Source organism: Aliiroseovarius zhejiangensis, assembly GCF_014656375.1.
Lineage (GTDB): Bacteria > Pseudomonadota > Alphaproteobacteria > Rhodobacterales > Rhodobacteraceae > Aliiroseovarius > Aliiroseovarius zhejiangensis.
Window position 1 is genome coordinate 730,202 of the sequence record NZ_BNCH01000001.1, and the last position, 20,889, is coordinate 751,090.

Annotated in this window: 17 protein-coding genes; 9 read left to right on the top strand and 8 right to left on the bottom strand. The window is 59.6% G+C overall.

What is annotated here, in order from left to right; all coding sequences use genetic code 11:
• Positions 1 to 7: 7 nt before the first annotated feature.
• Positions 8 to 997 carry a DMT family transporter gene (locus IE188_RS03705; protein WP_229836458.1) on the bottom strand — a complete coding sequence of 330 codons (990 nt, stop codon included), beginning with the start codon at positions 995 to 997 and terminating at the stop codon, positions 8 to 10.
• Positions 998 to 1,030: 33 nt separating this feature from the next.
• Here IE188_RS03705 and IE188_RS03710 point away from each other — a divergent pair, with 33 nt between their 5' ends.
• Both IE188_RS03710 and IE188_RS03715 read left to right on the top strand, forming a co-directional pair.
• The gene (locus tag IE188_RS03710; RefSeq protein ID WP_191285089.1) at positions 1,031 to 2,674 is read left to right on the top strand and encodes an AMP-binding protein; all 1,644 of its coding nucleotides are present in this window, start codon (positions 1,031 to 1,033) and stop codon (positions 2,672 to 2,674) included.
• 81 nt (positions 2,675 to 2,755) lie between these two features.
• Positions 2,756 to 3,772, top strand: coding sequence for a hypothetical protein (locus tag IE188_RS03715; protein WP_191285090.1), 1,017 nt, complete (start codon positions 2,756 to 2,758; stop codon positions 3,770 to 3,772).
• Positions 3,773 to 3,793: 21 nt separating this feature from the next.
• Here IE188_RS03715 and upp read toward each other — a convergent pair whose 3' ends face one another.
• From upp to IE188_RS03735, 4 genes are read right to left on the bottom strand one after another with little or no spacing between them, the layout of a single operon-like run.
• Complete coding sequence (upp, locus tag IE188_RS03720; protein ID WP_191285091.1) at positions 3,794 to 4,426, bottom strand: uracil phosphoribosyltransferase; 633 nt, start codon at positions 4,424 to 4,426, stop codon at positions 3,794 to 3,796.
• Entirely contained in the window at positions 4,419 to 5,411 is a 993-nt protein-coding gene (locus IE188_RS03725) for an adenosine deaminase (RefSeq protein WP_191285092.1), read from the bottom strand. Before IE188_RS03725 ends, upp begins: the two co-directional genes overlap by 8 nt.
• Positions 5,408 to 6,622: a phosphopentomutase gene (locus IE188_RS03730; protein ID WP_191285093.1), complete on the bottom strand. Its 1,215-nt coding sequence runs from the start codon at positions 6,620 to 6,622 to the stop codon at positions 5,408 to 5,410. Before IE188_RS03730 ends, IE188_RS03725 begins: the two co-directional genes overlap by 4 nt.
• The gene (locus IE188_RS03735) at positions 6,619 to 7,092 is read right to left on the bottom strand and encodes a cytidine deaminase (RefSeq protein ID WP_191285094.1); all 474 of its coding nucleotides are present in this window, start codon (positions 7,090 to 7,092) and stop codon (positions 6,619 to 6,621) included. Before IE188_RS03735 ends, IE188_RS03730 begins: the two co-directional genes overlap by 4 nt.
• A gap of 125 nt (positions 7,093 to 7,217) precedes the next feature.
• Between IE188_RS03735 and IE188_RS03740 the strand changes: the two genes are divergently transcribed.
• The 3 genes from IE188_RS03740 (at position 7,218) to IE188_RS03750 (ending at position 13,212) form a co-directional block, all read left to right on the top strand.
• Positions 7,218 to 9,491, top strand: coding sequence for an NADP-dependent malic enzyme (locus IE188_RS03740; RefSeq protein WP_229836462.1), 2,274 nt, complete (start codon positions 7,218 to 7,220; stop codon positions 9,489 to 9,491).
• 231 nt (positions 9,492 to 9,722) lie between these two features.
• On the top strand, positions 9,723 to 11,612 hold the full coding sequence (locus IE188_RS03745) for a propionyl-CoA synthetase (RefSeq protein WP_191285096.1): 1,890 nt from the start codon (positions 9,723 to 9,725) through the stop codon (positions 11,610 to 11,612).
• Between the two features lie 127 nt (positions 11,613 to 11,739).
• Positions 11,740 to 13,212 carry a sigma-54-dependent transcriptional regulator gene (locus IE188_RS03750; RefSeq protein WP_191285097.1) on the top strand — a complete coding sequence of 491 codons (1,473 nt, stop codon included), beginning with the start codon at positions 11,740 to 11,742 and terminating at the stop codon, positions 13,210 to 13,212.
• Between the two features lie 21 nt (positions 13,213 to 13,233).
• Here IE188_RS03750 and IE188_RS03755 read toward each other — a convergent pair whose 3' ends face one another.
• The gene (locus IE188_RS03755; protein ID WP_191285098.1) at positions 13,234 to 13,995 is read right to left on the bottom strand and encodes an NAD kinase; all 762 of its coding nucleotides are present in this window, start codon (positions 13,993 to 13,995) and stop codon (positions 13,234 to 13,236) included.
• Between the two features lie 170 nt (positions 13,996 to 14,165).
• Between IE188_RS03755 and glyA the strand changes: the two genes are divergently transcribed.
• Positions 14,166 to 15,458, top strand: coding sequence for a serine hydroxymethyltransferase (glyA, locus tag IE188_RS03760; RefSeq protein ID WP_191285099.1), 1,293 nt, complete (start codon positions 14,166 to 14,168; stop codon positions 15,456 to 15,458).
• Positions 15,459 to 15,574: 116 nt separating this feature from the next.
• On the opposite strand, the gene IE188_RS03765 is transcribed toward glyA, so the two are convergent.
• Positions 15,575 to 15,937, bottom strand: a complete 363-nt coding sequence (locus tag IE188_RS03765) for a hypothetical protein (protein ID WP_191285100.1) — start codon at positions 15,935 to 15,937, stop codon at positions 15,575 to 15,577.
• A gap of 123 nt (positions 15,938 to 16,060) precedes the next feature.
• Here IE188_RS03765 and IE188_RS03770 point away from each other — a divergent pair, with 123 nt between their 5' ends.
• A complete protein-coding gene (locus IE188_RS03770) occupies positions 16,061 to 16,819 on the top strand; it encodes an alpha/beta fold hydrolase (protein ID WP_191285101.1) in 759 nt (252 codons plus the stop codon).
• Between the two features lie 43 nt (positions 16,820 to 16,862).
• On the opposite strand, the gene IE188_RS03775 is transcribed toward IE188_RS03770, so the two are convergent.
• Complete coding sequence (locus IE188_RS03775; protein WP_191285102.1) at positions 16,863 to 17,174, bottom strand: ETC complex I subunit; 312 nt, start codon at positions 17,172 to 17,174, stop codon at positions 16,863 to 16,865.
• A gap of 595 nt (positions 17,175 to 17,769) precedes the next feature.
• Between IE188_RS03775 and uvrB the strand changes: the two genes are divergently transcribed.
• Positions 17,770 to 19,941, top strand: coding sequence for an excinuclease ABC subunit UvrB (gene uvrB, locus IE188_RS03780; protein ID WP_191285103.1), 2,172 nt, complete (start codon positions 17,770 to 17,772; stop codon positions 19,939 to 19,941).
• A 2-nt stretch (positions 19,942 to 19,943) separates the two neighbouring features.
• Entirely contained in the window at positions 19,944 to 20,633 is a 690-nt protein-coding gene (locus IE188_RS03785) for a hypothetical protein (RefSeq protein WP_191285104.1), read from the top strand.
• The last annotated feature ends 256 nt before the right edge of the window (positions 20,634 to 20,889 follow it).

The window sequence follows — 20,889 nt, forward strand, 5'->3', positions numbered from 1 at the left end:
CCGGGTTTCAGACCACACGCGAGCGCAGAGAGATGATAGCCCCCGAAACGATAATTAGGGCCATGCCGAAAATTGCGCGGGCAGGCACCGGATCGCCGAACAGCACGAAACTCCACCCTGCCGCAAAGGGGAGCAACAGGTATTCATAGATCGCCACCTGTGCCGCCTCTCCCATCTGGTAGCCCTTGAAAATCAGGCCAACCGCGACAAGCGACCCCACCGCCTGCATCACCGTCAACCCCCAGCCCAGTGGCGTGGGCCAGACCAGACCGCGCAGGATGAACCCGTCCGCACCGGCAGGCGCCTCGGGCGCCCAAACGGTCATCGCGATCGACCCGATCAGACCGAACAGCCCCAGCGACAGGAAGAAAAACAACAGCATGGACAGGGCACTTTCCCCTTCGCACCATTGCCGGGTGGCGATCCCTCCAATGGCATAGAAGAACCCGGCGGCCATCGGGACCAGCGCCAAAGGGGCAAGACCGTTGGCAAACGGGTCCAACACGATCAGCACCCCGACAAATCCGACAATCGCGGCGCCAAGGCGGATTGCACCGACCGGCTGGCCAAGAAACAGGGCAGAAATCAACAAAACCCAGATCGGCGCGGTGAACAGCCCGGCGGCAACCTGACCGATGGGCAGAAAGGCCAGGCACCCGAAATAGATCAGCATCGCCACCGCTGCGAACCCACCGCGCACCATCACTGCCCAAAGGCGAACAGGCGCCAGTCGTGCATGTCCATACCGGGATAACAGCATCAGAATACCAACAGCCATGATCGCGCGCATCAGGTGAAACTGCCACAAACCAAGGTCTTGCGCTATCAGCGTCACGAAATTGTCGAAAAAGCCCAGAAGGAACATTGCCAGACAGATCGTGCCCGCCGCCGCAAATGTCCGATTTCCTGACATGTCGTTTTCGTCCTTCCTGACCGTCATCCCGGGATTGACCACACGGGTGTCGTTCTGATCTGCTTCCAGAACGACATACAGCACTGACAAACCGAAACAAGACAGGGAGCAATGCCAATGGGCTGGATGGCTGATGAAACCGGATTGGATAAATGCGCGGCGAATTTCGTGCCTTTGACGCCCCTGTCGCATCTCAGACGCGCGGCGCTGGTCTTTCCCAAGCGCGAAGCACTGGTCTATGGCGCGCGGCGTCTGACCTATGCCGACTATCATGCGCGCGTCTCGCGTCTGGCCGCGGCACTGGCCGGACGCGGGATCAAACCGGGCGACGTCGTGGCCACACTTCTGCCCAACATCCTTGCACATGTGGAAGCCAGCTTTGGCATTCCCGCCTGTGGGGCCGTGCTGAACACGATCAACACGCGGCTGGATGTGGATACTGTGGCCTATATCCTTGACCACGGCGCGGCACGCGTGGTGTTGGTGGACACTCAGCTTCTGCCGCTGGCTGAACGCGCCATCGCGCAACTCGCGGATCGGGGCCAGCCCGCCCCGACCATCATCGAGGTCGCCGACCCCGATGCCGGATTCCCCGCCACCGGAAATCATCTGGAATACGAGGATCTGCTGGCGGAAGGGGATCCCGCGTTCGACTGGATCATGCCGCAGGACGAATGGGAAAGCCTTGCGTTGAACTACACCTCTGGCACCACCGGGCGCCCCAAGGGCGTGGTCTATCACCACCGCGGCGCCTATTTGATGACGATGGGCACGCCGATCAGTTGGGGGATGACGCTGTATCCGCGTTATCTGACCATCGTGCCTCTGTTTCACTGCAACAACTGGAACCACACATGGATGATCCCCGCACTTGGCGGCACGGTGATCTGCTGCCGCGACATCACCGCCAAGGCAATCTATGACGCGGTCGCGGACGAGGGCGTGAGCCATTTCGGCGGTGCACCGATCGTGCTGAACATGATCGTGAACGCCCCCGAAACCGATCGCCGCAGCTTCAACCACACGGTCGAAGTCTTCACCGCCGGTGCCCCGCCCGCCGCCGCCACCCTGGCTGCGATCGAACCCTTGGGTTTCAACGTCACCCAGGTCTATGGCCTGACCGAAACCTACGGGCATGTCACCGAATGCCTATGGAACGGCCCGGAATGGGATGATCTGCCGCAGGACGAGAAGGCTTTGATGAAAGCACGCACCGGCGTTGCCATGCCTATGATGGAGCACATCACAGTCCTGGATCCCGAGACGATGGAACAGGTGCCGATGGACGGCGAGTCGATTGGCGAGATCATGATCCGGGGCAATTCCGTGATGAAAGGCTATCTGAAAAACCCGGATGCCACGCGCGAGGCGTTCCGGGGCGGTTATTTCCATTCGGGTGACATCGCGCATCAGACACCGGATGGCTATATCCGCATCACCGACCGGGCCAAGGACATTATCATTTCCGGCGGCGAAAACGTCAGCTCGGTCGAGGTTGAGGGCGTCCTGATGCATCATCCCGCCGTCAGCCTGTGCGCCGTGGTCGCCAGGCCGGATGAGAAATGGGGCGAGGTGCCCTGCGCTTTTGTCGAATTGAAAGACGGCGCACAGGTGACCGAGGACGAGTTGATCGCCTTTGTGCGCACGCGTCTGGCCGGGTTCAAAACCCCGAAAATGATCGAGTTTTGCGAGCTGCCCAAGACCTCGACCGGGAAGATACAGAAGTTCGAGTTGCGCGACCGGCTGCGGAACACGTCCTGACCCACCACGCGCATTGCCCCGACGCGGGCAACGCTCTATTCTTGCGGCAATGATAACGAGCAGGCGAGACCCGTCCCGACCATGACGGCCCTCACGAAATATCAGCGGCTGGAAGCGGCCGGGTTGTGGCGCGCCGATACGCAGGCGCAGCGCCGCGATGTGATCGTGTCGCTGGGGGATGCGACGCTGACCATCACCGACACGCATGAAACCGCGCTGACCCATTGGTCCCTGCCCGCCATTCTTCGGCTGAACCCGTCCGAACGCCCGGCCCGCTATGCCCCCGGCGAAGATGCCACGGAAGAGTTGGAGATCGACGACGACACGATGATCCGGGCGATTGAAAAGGTGCGCCGCGTTGTCGAACGCCGACGCCCCCACCCCGGTCGCCTGCGCCACTGGATCACGGCCGGACTGTTTTGCCTGTTATTGGTGCTGGGTGTGTTCTGGATGCCAGGGGCGCTGCGCAATTATACGGTCTCGGTGGTGCCGGACCCGACACGGGACGCCATCGGGCAAAGAATTCTGGATCGAATCGGCCGGGTGGCGGGCCAACACTGCGACGGGCACGAAGGGTTGGAGGCGCTAGACCGCTTGCAATCCCGCGTTCTGAACAGTGCGGATACCCGCGTGATCGTGCTGTCGGGCGGGGTGCAGACCGCGACCCACCTGCCCGGTCGGATCACCCTTCTGAACCGCGCCTTGATCGAGGATTACGAAGAACCCGACGTGGTCGCCGGTTTCCTGCTGGCCGAGGATCTGCGCCGCCAGAACACCGACCCGATGAACGCCCTGCTGGAGCACGCGGGTCTGAAAGCGACCGCTCAGCTTCTGACGACCGGTGATTTGCCGGACAGCGTTATCGACAGCTATGCCGAGGATCTGTTGACCGCCCCTCCGGCCCCGCTGGACCAGACAGACCTTCTGGCGCGATTTGAACAAGCGGGGGTTCGCTCCACCCCCTATGCCTATGCGCTGGACATTTCCGGCGAAACGACGCTGGACCTGATCGAGGCCGATCCGGTCCCCTTGGCAGAGGCCACGCCCTTGTTGACGGATGCCAACTGGGTGCGTCTGCAAGGGATCTGCGGCGAATAAGCGGCCCGGCAGATAACTGCCTTACTTCGTGCCGAACATCCGGTCGCCCGCATCACCCAATCCCGGCATGATATACCCTTTTTCGTTCAGCTTTTCATCCAGCGCGGCTGTGATGATCGGCACATCGGGATGGGCTTCCTTCATCCGGGCCACCCCTTCGGGCGCAGCCAGAAGGCACATGAACCGAATGTTGCGTGCACCGGCCTTTTTCAACAGATCAATCGCCGCGGCCGAGCTGTTGCCGGTGGCGAGCATCGGATCGACAGCAATGACCAGACGATCTTCCAGCGCCTCGGGCACCTTGAAGTAATACTGCACGGGCTCCAGCGTTTCCTCGTCGCGGTACAGCCCGACGAACCCCACGCGGGCCGATGGGATCAGTTCAAGAACCCCGTCCAGCAACCCATTGCCCGCCCGCAAGATCGACACCAGTGCCAACTTGCGCCCCGCCAGCACCGGGGCGTCCATCTCCTGCATCGGCGTCTTGATCCGCTGGGTTTCCATCGGAAGCTCGCGCGTCACCTCATAGGCCAGAAGCTGGCTGATTTCGCGCAGAAGCTGGCGGAAATGGTTGGTCGGCGTGGTCTCGTCGCGCATCAGGGTCAGCTTGTGCTGGATCAACGGGTGCTTCACGACGGTCAGATGCTCATACATCCTGGGCCTCCACTATCTTGCGCACACGCTCGCGTGTCGCATCATCACAAAACGCCGCCTCGATGGCGGTCAGGTTCAGGGCTTTGAAATCTGCCGCATCCCAGCCAAACTGGCGCGACAGATCTTCGTATTCTTTCACCATATCGGTGCGGAAAAACGGCGGGTCGTCGGTGGACACCGTGACTTTCACACCCCGATCGCGCAGCCTGGCAATCGGGTGGGCTGCAAGGTCGGGATAGACACCAAGAAAGACGTTGGAGCCGGGGCAGACCTCTAGCGTGATCCCGTCTTGGACCAATCGGTCGACCAACGCAGGGTCTTCGATGGCGCGCACCCCGTGGCCGATACGTTCAACCCGCAGATCATCCAGGGCTGCCCGCACCTCGTCCGGGCCGTTCCATTCGCCCGCATGGGTGGTCAGCTTCAACCCGGCCTCGCGCGCCATGTCGAATGCATAGGCAAAATCGCCCTGTTTGCCGGATTTCTCGTCCCCACCCATGCCATAGCCGGTGATGAACCCGCCCGCGGTCTGTTGCGCACACCGCGCGACCTCACGCGCCGCGTCCGGGCCGAAATGACGCACGGCGGTCACGATCCCGCGCAGCGTGATGCCCGCATCACGCTCGGCCTCTGCGGCGGCGTCCTGGATGGCGGCAAGATAGTCGCGCCACGCCGACACATCACGCCCACCGCAGAAATCGGGCGAGATGAACGTCTCGACATAGACCACGCCCGCCTCGGCGCAGTTCTCCAGCACCGCACGGGTCAACCGCGCATAATCTTGCGGCGAGTTCAGCACCGAGGTTGCCGCTTCATATACTTCAAGGAAATGCCAGAAATCGCGATAGGCATAGCCGCCATCTGCCGCGAAGATCCCAGACAGATCGACGTTTTTTTCCTTTGCCAATCCGCGAATGAAGTCTGGCGGCGCCGCCCCTTCGATATGGGTGTGCAACTCGACCTTTGGCAATGCTTTGAAACTCATAGAAACGACTTCCCCGCCCCGCGGGCGTCCAGCCCCAGATGTGCCGCGACAGATGCCCCAATGTCAGAGAAACCGCAAATGCCAATTTCCTTTGCGCCCAGTCCGGCGCCGATCACCGGGACACGTTCGCGTGTGTGATCTGTGCCGACCCAGGTCGGATCATTGCCGTGATCGGCGGTGAAGATCAGCACGTCACCGTCGCGCATCTTGTCAAACACGCGTGGCAGTTCGGCGTCGAACCATTCCAACGCGCGGGCATAGCCCGACACGTCGCGCCGATGGCCGTATTGGCTGTCGAACTCGACAAAATTTGCAAAAACCAGATCGCCATCCTGCGCGCTGTCCATCGACGCCACAAGATGTTCCATCAACTCGGCGTCTGCGCCTTTCTTCAAGGTATCAATGCCGCGATGGGCGAAGATGTCGCCAATCTTGCCAATTGCATGAACCTTGCGTCCCGCGTCATGCACCCAATCGCACAGGGTGGGCTTGGGCGGAGTCATCGCAAAATCGCGGCGGTTGGTGGTGCGCTTGAAGCCCTCGGCCTCGGACCCGACGAAGGGGCGGGCAATGGCACGGCCAACCTGCATTTTGTGGACGATGGGTGCGATGTCCTCACACAGCGAGATCAGCCGATCCAGGCCAAACGTCTCTTCGTGGGCGGCAATCTGGATCACGCTATCGACCGAGGTATAGACGATGGGCTTGCCGGTGCGCACATGCTCGGCGCCCAGGTCTTCGATGATCTGCGTGCCGGATGCGTGCTTGTTGCCCAGAATGCCATCCACACCGGCGATTTCGCAAATCTTTCGGGTCAGGTCTTCGGGAAAGGCAGGCTGGGTATCGGGGAAATACCCCCAGTCCCATGGCACCGGCACACCAGCAATTTCCCAATGGCCGGACGGCGTGTCCTTGCCATTCGACACCTCTTGCGCCGCGCCCCACAGGCCGTGCGGGGTTGCGTTCAGCCCCGGCGTTTCATCATTCGAGGCCAGCCGGATCGCCGCCCCCAGCCCCAGCCCGTCCAGATTTGGCATCTTCAATGGGCCAGAGCGCCCATCCTCGGCCCGGCCTTCGGCGCAGGCCTGCGCGATATGGGCCAGTGTGTTGGACCCGGTATCCGGCACCGTCTTGTCGTTGAAAAACTTGTGCGCGTCAGGGGCGCCGCCACAGCCGGCGCTGTCCAGAACGATCAGGAAGGCACGGTTCATGTGTTCTCCATATGCTCGGTGCCAAAAGCGCCCGGCAGCAGCTCGGCCATGGTCATGGTCAGGCTTTCGCCACCCATCGTCATCATTCTGATGGTGGCATCTGCGTCGGCGAATTCGGCCAGTTTCTGGCGGCATCCACCGCAGGGTGTCACCGGCAAGGGGGCATCCGCGATGACCACCGCTTCCACAACCTTGTGATCACCCGCAACCACCATGGCAGCGATGGCACCCGCTTCGGCGCAGGTGCCTTCGGGATAGGCCACGTTTTCAACATTGCAGCCCGCATATACATGGCCCGACGCACATCGCAGTGCCGCGCCCACCTTGAAATTCGAATACGGGGCATACGCATTTTCACGCGCGGTTTTGGCAGCATCCAGCAGCGACATCGGGCCTCCTGAACGGATATGAGGTTGGTATTCAGACACCGTGACCCGCCACGCAGCGGGATGCAAGGCCAAACCGCCCATATTGACGTGCCTGCGATTTCCTGCGCTATCCTGTGATTGCGCAAGCAGGCTTGATTGCGCACCTTTACCTGTAGTAAAGCGACCCAAAAGATAGTTTAAAGTTAAACTTCTTGCCGGAGGACACCGTGAGCGACGACAACTACCCCCGCAAACGCGCACTGGATTACCATGAATTTCCGAAGCCCGGGAAGCTGGAGATCCGCGCCACGAAACCGATGGCGAACGGGCGCGATCTGAGCCTGGCGTATTCGCCGGGGGTGGCCGAAGCCTGTATCGAAATCAAGAACGACCCTTCGGCGGCAAGCCGCTACACCGCACGGGGCAATCTGGTTGCCGTTGTGTCGAACGGGACTGCGGTGCTTGGTCTTGGAAATATTGGCGCGCTGGCTTCGAAACCGGTGATGGAAGGCAAGGCGGTTCTGTTCAAGAAATTTGCCAACATCGACTGTTTCGACATCGAACTGAACGAAAAAGACCCCGAAAAACTGGCCGAGATCGTCTGCGCCATGGAACCCAGCTTCGGCGCGATCAACCTGGAAGACATCAAGGCCCCCGATTGTTTCATCGTTGAACAAATCTGTCGCGAGCGGATGAACATTCCGGTGTTCCATGACGACCAACACGGCACCGCCATTGTCGTGGGCGCGGCGGCCACCAACGCGCTGCGCGTTGCTGATAAGTCATTCGATCAGATCAAGGTCGTGTCCACCGGCGGTGGGGCGGCTGGGATTGCCTGCCTGAACATGCTGCTGAAACTGGGCGTGAAGCGCGAAAACGTCTGGCTGTGCGATATCGACGGGCTTGTCTATGAAGGCCGCGAGACCGAGATGACACCGCAAAAGGCCGCCTATGCTCAAGGCAAGACTCCGGCCACACTGGACGATGTGATCAAGGATGCCGATCTGTTCCTGGGTCTGTCCGGCCCCGGCGTTTTGAAGCCCGAAATGGTCGCAAAAATGTCGAAACGCCCGATCATTTTCGCACTTGCCAACCCCACGCCCGAGATCATGCCCGACGAAGTGCGCGCCGTTGCGCCTGATGCGCTGATCGCAACCGGTCGGTCGGATTTTCCCAATCAGGTCAACAATGTCCTGTGTTTCCCCTTCATCTTTCGCGGTGCGTTGGACGTTGGCGCGACCGAGATCAACGACGCGATGCAACTGGGCTGTATCGAAGGAATCGCGGCTCTGGCCCGCGCGACAACCTCTGCCGAGGCCGCCGCCGCCTACAAGGGCGAACAACTCAGCTTTGGCGAGGACTACCTGATCCCGAAGCCCTTTGACCCGCGTCTGATGGGTGTCGTTGCCAGCGCAGTGGCAAAAGCCGCGATGGAAAGCGGCGTCGCCACACGCCCGGTGGACGATATCGCAGCCTATAAGGCGACGCTGGACGGATCCGTATTCCGCTCGGCCCTGATCATGCGCCCGGTCTTCGAAGCCGCCGCCACCGCCGAGCGCCGCATCGTCTTTGCCGAGGGCGAGGATGAGCGCGTGTTGCGTGCCGCCAACGCGATGCTTGAGGAAACCACCGATGCGCCGATCCTGATCGGACGACCGGACGTGATCGCGCATCGCTGTGAACGTGCCGGTCTGTCAATCACGCCCGGCAAGGATTTCCAGATCGTGAACCCGGAACGCGATGACCGCTATCGCGACTACTGGACCGCCTATCACCAGATCATGGCGCGCAAAGGCACAACGCCGGATCTTGCCAAGGCGATCTTGCGCACGAACACGACCGCGATTGCCGCGATCATGGTGCATCTGGAACAGGCAGACAGCATGATTGCCGGCACCTTCGGGCAATTTTTGTGGCACCTGAACTATATCAAGCAAATCCTCGGGACAGACCAATTGCACCCGATTGGGGCGCTCAGCCTTATGATCTTGCAGGATGGCCCATTGTTCATTGCTGACACGCACGTGCACAACACACCAACGTCGGAACAGATCGCAGAATCGGTGTGTGCAGCAGCGCGCCATGTGCGCCGCTTCGGGGTCGAGCCGAAAATCGCGCTTTGTTCCTATTCTCAGTTCGGCAACCACGATGGCGACAGCGGCAAACGGGCCCGTGGCGCGCTTGAAATTCTGGACAGCCGTCCGCGCGATTTCGCGTATGAGGGCGAGATGCATGTCGACGCGGCGCTGGACACGGATGTACGGAACCACATCTTCCCCGATGCCCGTTTCGACGGGCCGGCCAACACGCTTGTGTTTGCCAATGCCGATGCTGCCAGTGCTGTGCGCAACACGTTGAAGGTCAAGGGCGGCGGGCTTGAGGTCGGGCCGATCCTGATGGGCATGGGCAACCGCGCCCATATCGTCACGCCGTCAATCACGGCACGCGGGCTGTTGAACATGTCGGCGGTCGCCGGCACACCCGTTGCCAAGTATGGCTGAGACGACTCAGGGCTGCTAATCTTTGCAAGGCGGAGTTTGCAGATTTGCAAATTCCGCCTTTTTCAAAATTCAGACGCTTGTTTCGCAGTGGTTTGCAAAAATTTGCAAGCCATTTCCTGCTCGATTGCAAATTTTTTCCGTCAAACCGTCGCACCATGAAACAGCACGCTTGCCCCAAGGACAGTCAGGCGCGTAACACTTCTTACCAAGGGAAACTGGAGGAAGTGCACCATGGCATACAAAGACGTTTACGCTGCGTGGCAGGCAGACCCGGAAGCATTCTGGATGGACGCCGCCAAGGCGATCACCTGGGACAAGTCGCCATCGAAAGCGCTCTTTGACGAAAACGCACCGCTTTACGAGTGGTTCTCGGACGGCATGGTGAACACATGCTACAATGCCGTCGACCGCCATGTCGAAAACGGCCGCGGCGATCAGGTGGCGATCATTTATGACAGCCCGATCACCGGCAACAAGGCCAAGATCACCTATGCCCAGTTGCAAAACCGCGTCGCAGCCATCGCGGGCGCGCTGAAAGCAAAGGGCGTCGAAAAAGGCGACCGCGTGATCATCTACATGCCGATGGTGCCCGAGGCCTTGATGGCGATGCTGGCCGTGACCCGGATCGGTGCGGTGCATTCGGTGGTGTTCGGCGGGTTTGCATCGAACGAACTGGCCGTGCGTATCAACGATGCCAAGCCCAAGGCGATCATCGCCGCGTCCTGCGGGATCGAACCGGGGCGCGTCATAGCCTACAAACCATTGCTGGACGGGGCGATCGACATTGCCGAACACAAGCCCGAGTTCACCATCATCCTGCAACGCGAGGAAGCGGTGGCCGATCTGATCGACGGGCGCGATTTTGACTGGGCGGAGCTGGAGGCATCGGCGGAACCGGCCGATTGCCTGCCAGTCGAGGGCAACCACCCTGTCTATATCCTCTACACCTCTGGCACGACCGGGCAGCCCAAGGGTGTGATCCGTCATACCGGCGGACATCTGGTGGCGCTGAACTGGACAATGAAGAACCTCTATAACGTCGATCCGGGTGACGTGTTCTGGGCGGCGTCTGATGTGGGTTGGGTGGTTGGTCACAGCTATATCACCTATGGCCCGCTGATCCACGGCAACACCACCATCGTGTTCGAGGGCAAGCCCGTGGGCACCCCGGATGCAGGCACCTTCTGGCGGGTGATTTCCGAACATAACGTGAAGTCCTTCTTTACGGCCCCCACCGCGTTTCGCGCGGTAAAACGTGAAGACCCCAAGGGTGACTTCGTCAAGAAGTACGACCTGTCCTGCTTGAAACAGGTCTATCTGGCCGGCGAACGTGCTGATCCGGACACCATTGTCTGGGCACAGGAACAGTTGAAGGTGCCGGTGATCGACCACTGGTGGCAGACCGAAACCGGCTATGCGATTGCCGCAAACCCCTTGGGGATCGAGGAATTGCCAGTCAAGCTGGGCTCGCCTTCCGTTCCGATGCCGGGCTATGACGTGCAGATCCTTGACGAAGGAGGCCATCCGATGCCCGCGGGCGAGTTGGGAGCCATCGCGATCAAGCTGCCCCTGCCACCCGGCACCCTGCCCACGCTTTGGAACGCCGAAGAACGGTTCAAATCAAGCTATCTGAACGCCTTCCCCGGCTATTATGAAACGGGGGATGCCGGTTACAAGGACGAGGACGGATACCTTTACATCATGGCGCGCACCGATGACGTGATCAACGTCGCAGGGCACCGTCTGTCCACCGGCGCGATGGAGGAGGTTCTGGCCAGCCATCCCGATGTGGCCGAATGCGCCGTGATCGGCGTCACCGACCAGTTGAAAGGGCAATTGCCCCTGGGGCTGATCTGCCTGAATGCGGGGACCGACCGGCCCGAGGGTGAGGTGACAGCCGAATGCGTCAAGCTGGTGCGTGACAAGATCGGACCTGTCGCAGCTTTCAAACTGTGCATCGTGGTGGATCGTTTGCCCAAGACGCGGTCGGGGAAGATCCTGCGCGCAACCATGGTCTCGATCGCCGACGGCAAGGATTACAAGATGCCCGCCACGATCGACGACCCTGCCATTCTGGAAGAAATCCGCGAGGCGCTGCACAGCCTTGGCTATGCCGGCTGAGGCAGGTCCATGACGGCAAGCAACTCATCCGGCCCCGCGTCGGATGAGTTCTTTTTTGATTTTTTCCAACGGTAGGCTAGAACCAACAGAGCAATTATTTTTTGAGCAGATTTATTGGGGAGCAACCATGGCGACACCGGACCGCGGTCATTCTGACCCTGCCTGCTCCTCCGCCACCGCCGGTCCGCGTCCCGTGGTGATGGCGCTGATCCCACCCCAGATATCCAGCCTGTTCCCGTCCGACATTCTCCAGTCGCTGGACTGCGACATGAGGCAGGCAAACTCGATCACGGATGCGCAAATTCTGACCGATGGGCAGCGAGTCGATCTTGCTATCGTGCCGCTGGATGTGAACGGGTGCAGCACACTTCCCCTTATTCGCGATCTGATGAAATACGATCCCGATCAGGCGATTATCGTTGTATCCCAAAGTGACCAGATCAACGATGCCGCCGAAGCCATGCGCATCGGGGCGCTGGATTGCATTTTCGTGCCATTCACACCGGATCGCCTGAAAAAAACTATCACTCAGGCGCTGTGCAAAAGCATCGCAGAACGCTCTGACACGACGGCATCAACTGATGTTTCCAGCCCCCCTGCGCGCCCGATCACCTTGCAGTCCACCCACGAGGAAGCACCCGACTCCGACGACGCGCATCCGATACGGCACGGCATGGTCCTGTCTGATTTGTCCATGAAACCGGTGCTGCACGCGTTGGACACCATCGCGGTATCCAACGCACCAATCTATATTCAGGGGGAAACCGGCACGGGAAAAGAGCTGCTGGCGCGTGCATTTCACGCAGAAAGCCAACGCGCATCAGGCCCGTTCATCGTTGTTGATTGCGCGCGATTGGCCCCGGACACGTTGGCCCAACAGCTCTTTGCAAGCTCGCGCGGACCGGGTGGCGCCGCCAGTGCTGCCGATGGCGGTACGTTGTTTCTGGACGGCATCACCCGGATGGATCTGCAGGTGCAAAATCAACTGATGCGCTTCCTGGAAAGCGGCGACGTATCGCCATTGGGCTCACATGATGCAACACGTGTGGATGCCCGCATTATCTGCGCCAGCAGCGAGGACGCGCAGACCGAGATCGAAGCCGGGCGTCTGCGCGGGGATCTTTACTACCGCCTGCACGTCGTGCCGATCACCTTGCCCGCCCTGCGCGACCGCGGCGAGGATATTTTGGCGATTGCCAACACGAAACTGGTTCAGATGGCCCGCCGCGAAGGTCGCCGGTTTCGCGGTTTCACACCTGACGCGGTCGATGTCCTGCAGGCGCACCCCTGGCCCGGCAATGTCCGGCAGTTGATCAACGTCATCTGGAACATCGTGCTGCACCACGACGGCGAAACCGTGACCACCGAGATGTTGCCGGATGACCTTCTGGCCGGGCTGTCCGTGCCTCGCATCAGTTCTGAACCAGCAGGACCGCTGGACAAGATGGGGCTGTTGGGCCGGCCGCTGGCAGAAATCGAACGCATCGTGATTGAAGAGACGATTCGCATGCAGGGCGGATCAATTCCGCGCGCCGCCCAGGTGCTTCAGGTGTCACCCTCGACCATTTATCGGAAACGGGAAAGCTGGAGCCACCGCTGAACCGGCAGCACGGGCTGTGGATCAGACGAACTGTTCTCGGATCAGTCGTTCTTCCAACCCGTGGCCCGGATCGAACAGAATGCGGTGTGCGATCTCATTGTTTGACTTGATTTCGACCGACACCACGTTGCGCACGGATCGCCCGTCGGCATCGGCCATGACCGGGCGCTTTTCATGCTCCATCACATCAAACCGCACCACGGCGTTTTTCGGCAGCAGTGCCCCGCGCCACCGGCGTGGACGAAACGCGGCCATTGCCGTCAACGCCAAAACGTCTGACCCGATGGGCAGGATCGGACCATGTGCCGAGTAATTATAGGCCGTTGACCCGGCCGCCGTGCACAACAAGGCGCCGTCACAGACAAGTTCAGGCAGGCGCACCCGACCATCCACACTGATTTGCAGTTTCGCCGCCTGCGGACCGGCGCGCAACAGGCTGACCTCGTTGATCGCAAGCGCCTTGTGAATGCTGCCATCCGCCCCTTCCGCGCGCATGGCAAGCGGGTTGATCACCTCTTCCTCAGCGGCGATCAGGCGTTCGACCAGGTCATCGGGCGAATACTCATTCATCAAAAACCCAACCGTGCCACAGTTCATGCCATAGACGGGTGCGGACAAGTCTTGCGTGTCATGCAGGGTTTGCAACATGAACCCATCGCCACCCAGCGCGACAATGATGTCGGCATCGTCCACAGGTTTGTTGCCATAACGGGCTACCAGTTCTGCCTTCGCGGCTTCGGCGATTTCGGCGTTGCTGGCGACGAACGCGATATTGTGGCTCATCTTCGGGTTTCCTGTGCCTGTCCCTTGGTTTCCGAAAGAAACACATGTTTCCCCAAAGTGCCAGAAATTGCCGCGTCTTTCCGCAGCGATGTCGCTTTCCGGTCTTTGCGATCTGTGGCGTTTCCGATAGGAAATCCGGACATCTGGCTTCCAACCCAAGGATTACGCGCATGACCTCCACCCGTGACCAAGGTTTCTTCACCGAACCCCTCGCCTCTCGCGATCCCGAGCTTTACGGCTCGATCACCGATGAACTGGGCCGCCAACGCGACGAGATCGAGCTGATTGCCTCGGAAAACATCGTGTCCGCCGCCGTGATGGAGGCACAAGGCTCGGTCCTGACCAACAAATACGCCGAAGGCTATCCGGGGCGTCGTTACTATGGCGGTTGCCAGTATGTCGACGTGGCCGAAACGCTCGCAATTGATCGCGCCAAGCAGCTTTTCGGGTGTGAATTCGCCAACGTGCAGCCGAACTCGGGCAGCCAGGCCAACCAGGGTGCCTTTATGGCGATGATCCAGCCGGGCGACACGATCCTGGGTATGAACCTTGCCTCGGGCGGTCACCTGACCCACGGCGCGGCCCCCAACCAGTCGGGCAAGTGGTTCAACGCGGTGCAATATGGCGTGCGCAAGCAGGACAACCTGATCGACTATGACGAAGTGCAGGCGTTGGCGACCGAGCACAAACCCAAGCTGATCATCGCTGGCGGCTCGGCCATTCCGCGCCAGATCGACTTTGCGAAGTTTCGTGAAATCGCCGATTCGGTCGGGGCCTTCCTGCTGGTTGACATGGCGCATTTCGCCGGTCTGGTTGCGGCGGGCGAACACCCCTCGCCCTTCCCTTATGCCGATGTAGCGACGACCACGACCCACAAAACCCTGCGCGGTCCGCGTGGCGGCATGATCCTGACCAACCGCGAGGATCTGGCCAAGAAGATCAACTCGGCCATTTTCCCCGGCATTCAGGGCGGCCCGCTGATGCATGTGATCGCTGCGAAGGCCGTCGCGTTTGGCGAGGCGCTGCGCCCCGAATTCAAGACCTATCAGAAGCAGGTTCGCGCCAATGCCGTCGCGCTGGCCGATCAGTTGATGAAGGGCGGGCTGGACATCGTGACCGGCGGCACCGATACGCATGTGATGCTGGTTGATCTTCGCCCCAAGGGCGTGACCGGCAACATCGTCGACAAGGCCCTTGGCCGGGCGCATATCACCTGCAACAAGAACGGCATTCCGTTTGACCCGGAGAAACCCACCGTCACCTCGGGTATCCGCCTTGGCACACCTGCCGGCACCACGCGCGGCTTCGGCGAAGCCGAGTTCCGCCAGATCGCGGACCTGATCGTTGAAGTGATTGACGGGCTGGCCACCAATGGCGAGGACGGCAATCAGACGGTGGAGGCTGCAGTGAAGGCGAAGGTCGCCGATCTCTGCGCGCGGTTCCCTCTCTATCCGAATCTGTAAGGCCGCAACTTAACGCCGTCGCTTGCAGGTATCCGATATCGCAGCTGCAGAAAGCCCCGCCAACCAGACGGGGCTTTCATTTTTTCAACCATCTGTATTTATGTCCTGATACTCGCTCAAATCAATCCGCGCCAAAGGGCGAGACACAGACCCAAGGCGATGACGATCAGGATATTCGTCAGAATGCTGGTCGAAACGCTGACCGCAATGCCCCGTCGTCGGTCCCACGCATCGAAATTCAGCAAATAATGCTCGATCGCATTGGCCGCTTTCTCCAGCCTCACCTGATCCAACTGCCGCCCCAACCGCGGATGCCGGGCCAGTCTCATGGCCTCAACCAGTCTGTCACCGTCACGACGCAAATGGCGTGGCAATAACCGACCTGCGCGGCGCAGTTTGGTTTCAAACCCCGCGCCGCGAATATCCAGCCGCTGTTCCAGCAACTGGGCCAGCCGATCTGTGCGCGCGTGTATGTCCACGACGGCGCCTGCCTTCCATGATCCTTCTTCGCGCCTATCTTATCGGCATTAGGGCCAGACGCGAAAGAGGCGACAGAAGAAAAAAGGGGTTCAAGCGCACCCACCGCCACGCTATCAAACCGCATGCTTGAGATGCAGAGATATGGCACCGACACGGTGCAACCGCCGGTCCTGATTGCGCATGGTCTGTTTGGGTCCGCGCGCAACTGGGGCGTGATCGCCAAACGCATGTCAGCCACTCGTCAGGTGGTCTGCGTGGACATGCGCAACCACGGTCAAAGCCCGTGGACGGACAGCCACAGCTATCCCGACCTTGCCGCCGATCTGGCCGAGGTGGTGAACAGCCTGGGCGGCACCGCAGATGTGATCGGGCATTCCATGGGCGGCAAGGCGGCGATGGTCTTTGCGATGACCCAACCCGACATGGTGCGCCGCCTTTTGGTGGCTGACATCGCCCCCGTTGCCTATTCCCACAGCCAACAATCCCTGATCACGGCAATGCGCAGCATCGACCTGTCGCAGGTTGAAACGCGTGGGGATGCAGACCGGCAACTGGCGCAGTTCGTCGATGAAGCATCTGTGCGGGCGTTCCTGCTACAATCGCTGGACGTCAAGGCGCGCGCATGGCGCCTGAACCTCGATGTGCTTGAACGCGACATGGATCTGATCGTCGGGTTTCCCGAGATGACGGAACAGTTCTCAGGCCCCGTGCTGTTCCTGTCAGGGGCGATGTCAGATTACGTGCTGCCCGACCACAGGCCATGTATCAAGGCACTGTTCCCCAAAGCTCGGCACGCCAGGATACCGCAGGCTGGACATTGGCTGCATGCTGAAAAGCCGCGCGAATTTGAAGCTTCGGCGCTTGCGTTTCTGAACGTCTGACAAGACGTGTCAAAATGACTGGTGAATGTGGGCTTGCGGCGCTTCAGTGGGTCCAGGGACCGCGCCGATTGGTTGCAAAATTCTCGCCATACCCCCCCGGTCGAATATTCGGGTGACGTTTGTGCGGTTCTTGCACAATCGCGTCGATTCCGTGATCGCGGGCATAGTTCAGCGCGGCTTCTTTCGTGTCGAATTTCAACCGCACCTGGCTTTGCGTGTCGGCCGAACTTGTCCACCCCATCAACGGATCCACATCCCGCGCCTCGTCCGGGGCGTATTCCAACAGCCAAACCCTGGTTTTGGCCTGTCCTGACGTCATGGCGTTGCGGGCGGGTTGATAGATACGTGCACGCATCCGGGATCTCCTTGAAAGCCTGGACGGTTTATCCGGCATGCCGGGCGGTAATTCAAGGGAAATTGGCACGTAATCCGGCGTTCGGCGCAATCGGGTACCAACAGGGCACATGCGACTTCCAACCCTGCTGCGGGCTGGAAGCGCATCGTGAGTGGTGGTTTTGAAAAAGAGAGTGGCTGCCGGTAGCTCCGAGGGAGCGAGGGGTGGGGTGGGTGTATCGTCGCCACCGGCAGACCGTTCTGCTGCTTGCCCGTTCAACTTAGCGTGCTGCCACGGGCTGAGCAAGCCCAAAAAATACCATCAGTTGTATTTTTTGAGAGAAATTTTGCCAGTTTTGACAAATATTTCTGATATTTTTCATACATTTAGATAGCAGTAAGCAAAAAGGTGGCTTTCGCTCCTCTCTGCACTCATGCAACCTTTGGTTGCTAACTGGTAAATGCCTTCACAATTCCGAAAGCGACTATCTTGGTGTCATGATCCGAAATCTGGGCAAATCGCTCAATTCGCTAATTATGGGGAGGAAGAGGTAAAGTTTTCCTTACCCCTTGAAGCAGAACAAAATGTGACCATTCTAACCAGCGGAAGGATTCGCATGACCCACAGCCCGTTGACCAACCCGACCCTTGCCCCGACAGCCCGCCCCAAACTGGAAGGCGGCAAGCGATTTGTGATGAGCACCCCGTTCAAACCCGCAGGCGATCAGCCCACCGCCATCGCTGAACTGGTCAGCGGGATCAACAGCGGGGAACGCGAACAAGTCCTTCTGGGGGCAACCGGCACCGGTAAGACCTTCACGATGGCCAAGATCATCGAGGAAACGCAACGCCCCGCAATCATTCTGGCCCCGAACAAGACCCTTGCCGCCCAGCTTTACGGCGAAATGAAGGGATATTTCCCCGACAACGCGGTCGAATATTTCGTCAGCTATTACGACTATTACCAGCCCGAGGCTTACGTCCCCCGATCAGACACGTTCATCGAGAAGGAAAGCCAGATCAACGAACAGATCGACCGGATGCGCCACTCGGCCACGCGGGCGCTTCTGGAACGGGACGATGTGATCATCGTGGCGTCGGTCAGTTGCATCTATGGCATCGGCAGCCCCGAAACCTACACCGCCATGACGCAGGATATCGAGGTCGGCAAGGAATACGACCAGCGATCCATCATGCGTGACCTCGTGGCCCAGCAATACAAGCGCAATGACAACGCGTTTCAGCGCGGGTCGTTCCGGGTGCGCGGTGACAGTCTGGAGATCTGGCCTAGCCATTTGGAAGACCGAGGCTGGCGCCTGTCTTTCTTCGGCGAGGAACTGGAGGCGATCACCGAGTTTGACACCCTGACCGGCGCGAAAACCGACACGCTGGAAAAGGTCCGCGTCTATGCCAATTCGCACTACGTCACGCCCACGCCGACGCTGAAACAAGCGATTCAAAGCATCAAACAGGAACTGGCCGTCCGTCTGAAGCAGTTCGAGGACGAAGGCAAACTACTGGAAGCCCAGCGCCTTGAACAACGCACCCGCTTCGACCTTGAAATGCTGGAAGCTGCCGGTTTCTGTAACGGGATCGAGAACTATTCGCGCTATCTGACGGGCCGCGCCCCGGGCGAACCGCCCCCAACCCTGTTTGAATACATCCCCGATCATGCGATTGTATTTGCCGATGAAAGCCACGTATCCGTTCCCCAGATCGGCGGCATGTATCGCGGCGACTATCGGCGTAAATACACGCTGGCCGAACACGGGTTCCGCCTGCCCTCCTGCATGGACAACCGTCCGCTCAAGTTCGAGGAATGGGACGCCATGCGCCCGCAATCCGTCTTCGTCTCCGCCACCCCCGGCAGTTGGGAGCTTGAGCAGACCGGTGGTGTCTTCGCCGAACAGGTGATCCGCCCCACCGGCCTTCTGGACCCCGAGGTCGAAATCCGCCCCGTGGATATGCAGGTCGATGACCTGCTGGACGAGGTGCGGAAGGTGGCCGACCGAGGCATGCGCACCTTGGTCACGACCTTGACCAAACGGATGGCCGAGGACCTGACCGAATACCTGCACGAACAGGGCATCCGCGTGCGTTACATGCACTCGGACATCGACACGATCGAACGGATCGAGATCCTGCGCGACCTGCGCTTGGGCGCTTTTGACGTCCTGGTGGGCATCAACCTTCTACGCGAAGGCTTGGACATTCCGGAATGCGGTCTGGTCGCCATTCTGGACGCGGATAAAGAAGGCTTCCTGCGTTCGGAAACCTCGCTTGTGCAAACCATCGGCCGCGCCGCGCGCAACGCCGAAGGCCGTGTCATCATGTATGCCGACCGGATCACAGGCTCGATGGAACGCGCGTTGAGCGAAACCAACCGGCGGCGCGAGAAGCAGCAAGCCTATAACGACCTGCACGGCATCACGCCCGAAACCGTCAAGAAGAACATCGATGACGTATTGTCGGGTCTCTATGAAGGCGACACCGACATGGCTCGCGTCACGGCGACAATCGACAAACCGATGATGGGCGACAACCTGATCGCGCATCTTGAGGGGCTGAAAGCCCAGATGCGCAAAGCGGCCGAGAACCTTGAGTTTGAGGAAGCCGCCCGCCTGCGTGACGAGGTGCATCGGCTGGAAGCCGTCGAACTGGCCATCGCCGACGACCCACTGGCGCGTCAGTCTGCGATTGAAGCGGCCGGGGATGCAGCGCAGAAGGTGAAGGGGCGCTCAACGGCTGGGAAGCCGGGACAGAGGGCGGGGCGTGGGAAGAGGCGGTAGGTATGGCGGTGAAACGTAGCCGATCAGAAATTGTTGATGCCATCCAGCAGATAATTTTGGGCGCTGTTTTCCCAGTTGAATCTTGGCGCTGGGTTCTCGATCAACACCTAAATGATCGTGCTTCCGGCAGCCAACTCCTCGGCTTCCCCATACTGTTTGGCTGTGTGAAAGACACTGCAAAAGGGCTCGCTTCAACTAACGGAACAATCCGTCGACTAGTCGCTGATGCTAAGCTGACAAATCGTGGGAACCTGTTTCACAGCACATGCGAAGTTGCCTCAATTGGCGTTCTGTCAGCTGAATTAATTTGCAGAGCCAGCACAGACGAGCAGGTATTCCTAGAGATTGTCCGCAATCGTCTCGTGCACGGATATTTAGATGGTGCGAGTAGGTCCCATCGTAACTTCACAATTGTCGAAAACCCCGGATTCAAAGTGATATCGGTATCCAAATCAGAGCGGGAAGAGCTTGTAGCCAAGTTCTGTCCGAATGGGCGGCTTCATGAAGGTATTCAAGTGATATTCGATCGCCATAAGGAAGCGTTCAAACTCTATTGTGACATGATATTGGAGCACTTCAAGTTCGACTTAAGCGAAGTCCAAAACGCATTATCCGAAGGTCAGTTGTTGTTTTCTGAAACTGGGGCGGCGTTTAACACGCTTAGAAGAGAGTTGGATACGTGTTACCAGTAAAAGGCGAATGCAATTGGTGTCGCCAATTCGTGCGTTGAACTATAACGTAGGCCAACACACCCCTAAAATCTCCCTCAGAACGAAATCTCAGACAGACACTCTAGACACGTCTGAAGAATCTCTCCGGCCAGTGTAGGTTCTCCAGTCAGAACAAGAAGCGCAAGTACCTCGACCAAGTAGGGTTCTTCTCCATTTCGCATGTCAAATTCTCGGGCCAAAGATTTTCCCAGCTGATATCCCACCCCCCTTCTTCTGG

Excerpts from the sequence above, each read along its gene's own strand:
- IE188_RS03710 (WP_191285089.1), top strand. The coding sequence starts at position 1,031 with ATGGGCTGGATGGCTGATGAAACCGGATTGGATAAATGCGCGGCGAAT.
- IE188_RS03715 (WP_191285090.1), top strand. The coding sequence starts at position 2,756 with ATGACGGCCCTCACGAAATATCAGCGGCTGGAAGCGGCCGGGTTGTGG.
- upp (WP_191285091.1), bottom strand. The coding sequence starts at position 4,426 with ATGTATGAGCATCTGACCGTCGTGAAGCACCCGTTGATCCAGCACAAG.
- IE188_RS03725 (WP_191285092.1), bottom strand. The coding sequence starts at position 5,411 with ATGAGTTTCAAAGCATTGCCAAAGGTCGAGTTGCACACCCATATCGAA.
- IE188_RS03730 (WP_191285093.1), bottom strand. The coding sequence starts at position 6,622 with ATGAACCGTGCCTTCCTGATCGTTCTGGACAGCGCCGGCTGTGGCGGC.
- IE188_RS03735 (WP_191285094.1), bottom strand. The coding sequence starts at position 7,092 with ATGGGCGGTTTGGCCTTGCATCCCGCTGCGTGGCGGGTCACGGTGTCT.
- IE188_RS03745 (WP_191285096.1), top strand. The coding sequence starts at position 9,723 with ATGGCATACAAAGACGTTTACGCTGCGTGGCAGGCAGACCCGGAAGCA.
- IE188_RS03750 (WP_191285097.1), top strand. The coding sequence starts at position 11,740 with ATGGCGACACCGGACCGCGGTCATTCTGACCCTGCCTGCTCCTCCGCC.
- IE188_RS03755 (WP_191285098.1), bottom strand. The coding sequence starts at position 13,995 with ATGAGCCACAATATCGCGTTCGTCGCCAGCAACGCCGAAATCGCCGAA.
- glyA (WP_191285099.1), top strand. The coding sequence starts at position 14,166 with ATGACCTCCACCCGTGACCAAGGTTTCTTCACCGAACCCCTCGCCTCT.
- IE188_RS03770 (WP_191285101.1), top strand. The coding sequence starts at position 16,061 with ATGCTTGAGATGCAGAGATATGGCACCGACACGGTGCAACCGCCGGTC.
- IE188_RS03775 (WP_191285102.1), bottom strand. The coding sequence starts at position 17,174 with ATGCGTGCACGTATCTATCAACCCGCCCGCAACGCCATGACGTCAGGA.
- uvrB (WP_191285103.1), top strand. The coding sequence starts at position 17,770 with ATGACCCACAGCCCGTTGACCAACCCGACCCTTGCCCCGACAGCCCGC.
- IE188_RS03785 (WP_191285104.1), top strand. The coding sequence starts at position 19,944 with ATGGCGGTGAAACGTAGCCGATCAGAAATTGTTGATGCCATCCAGCAG.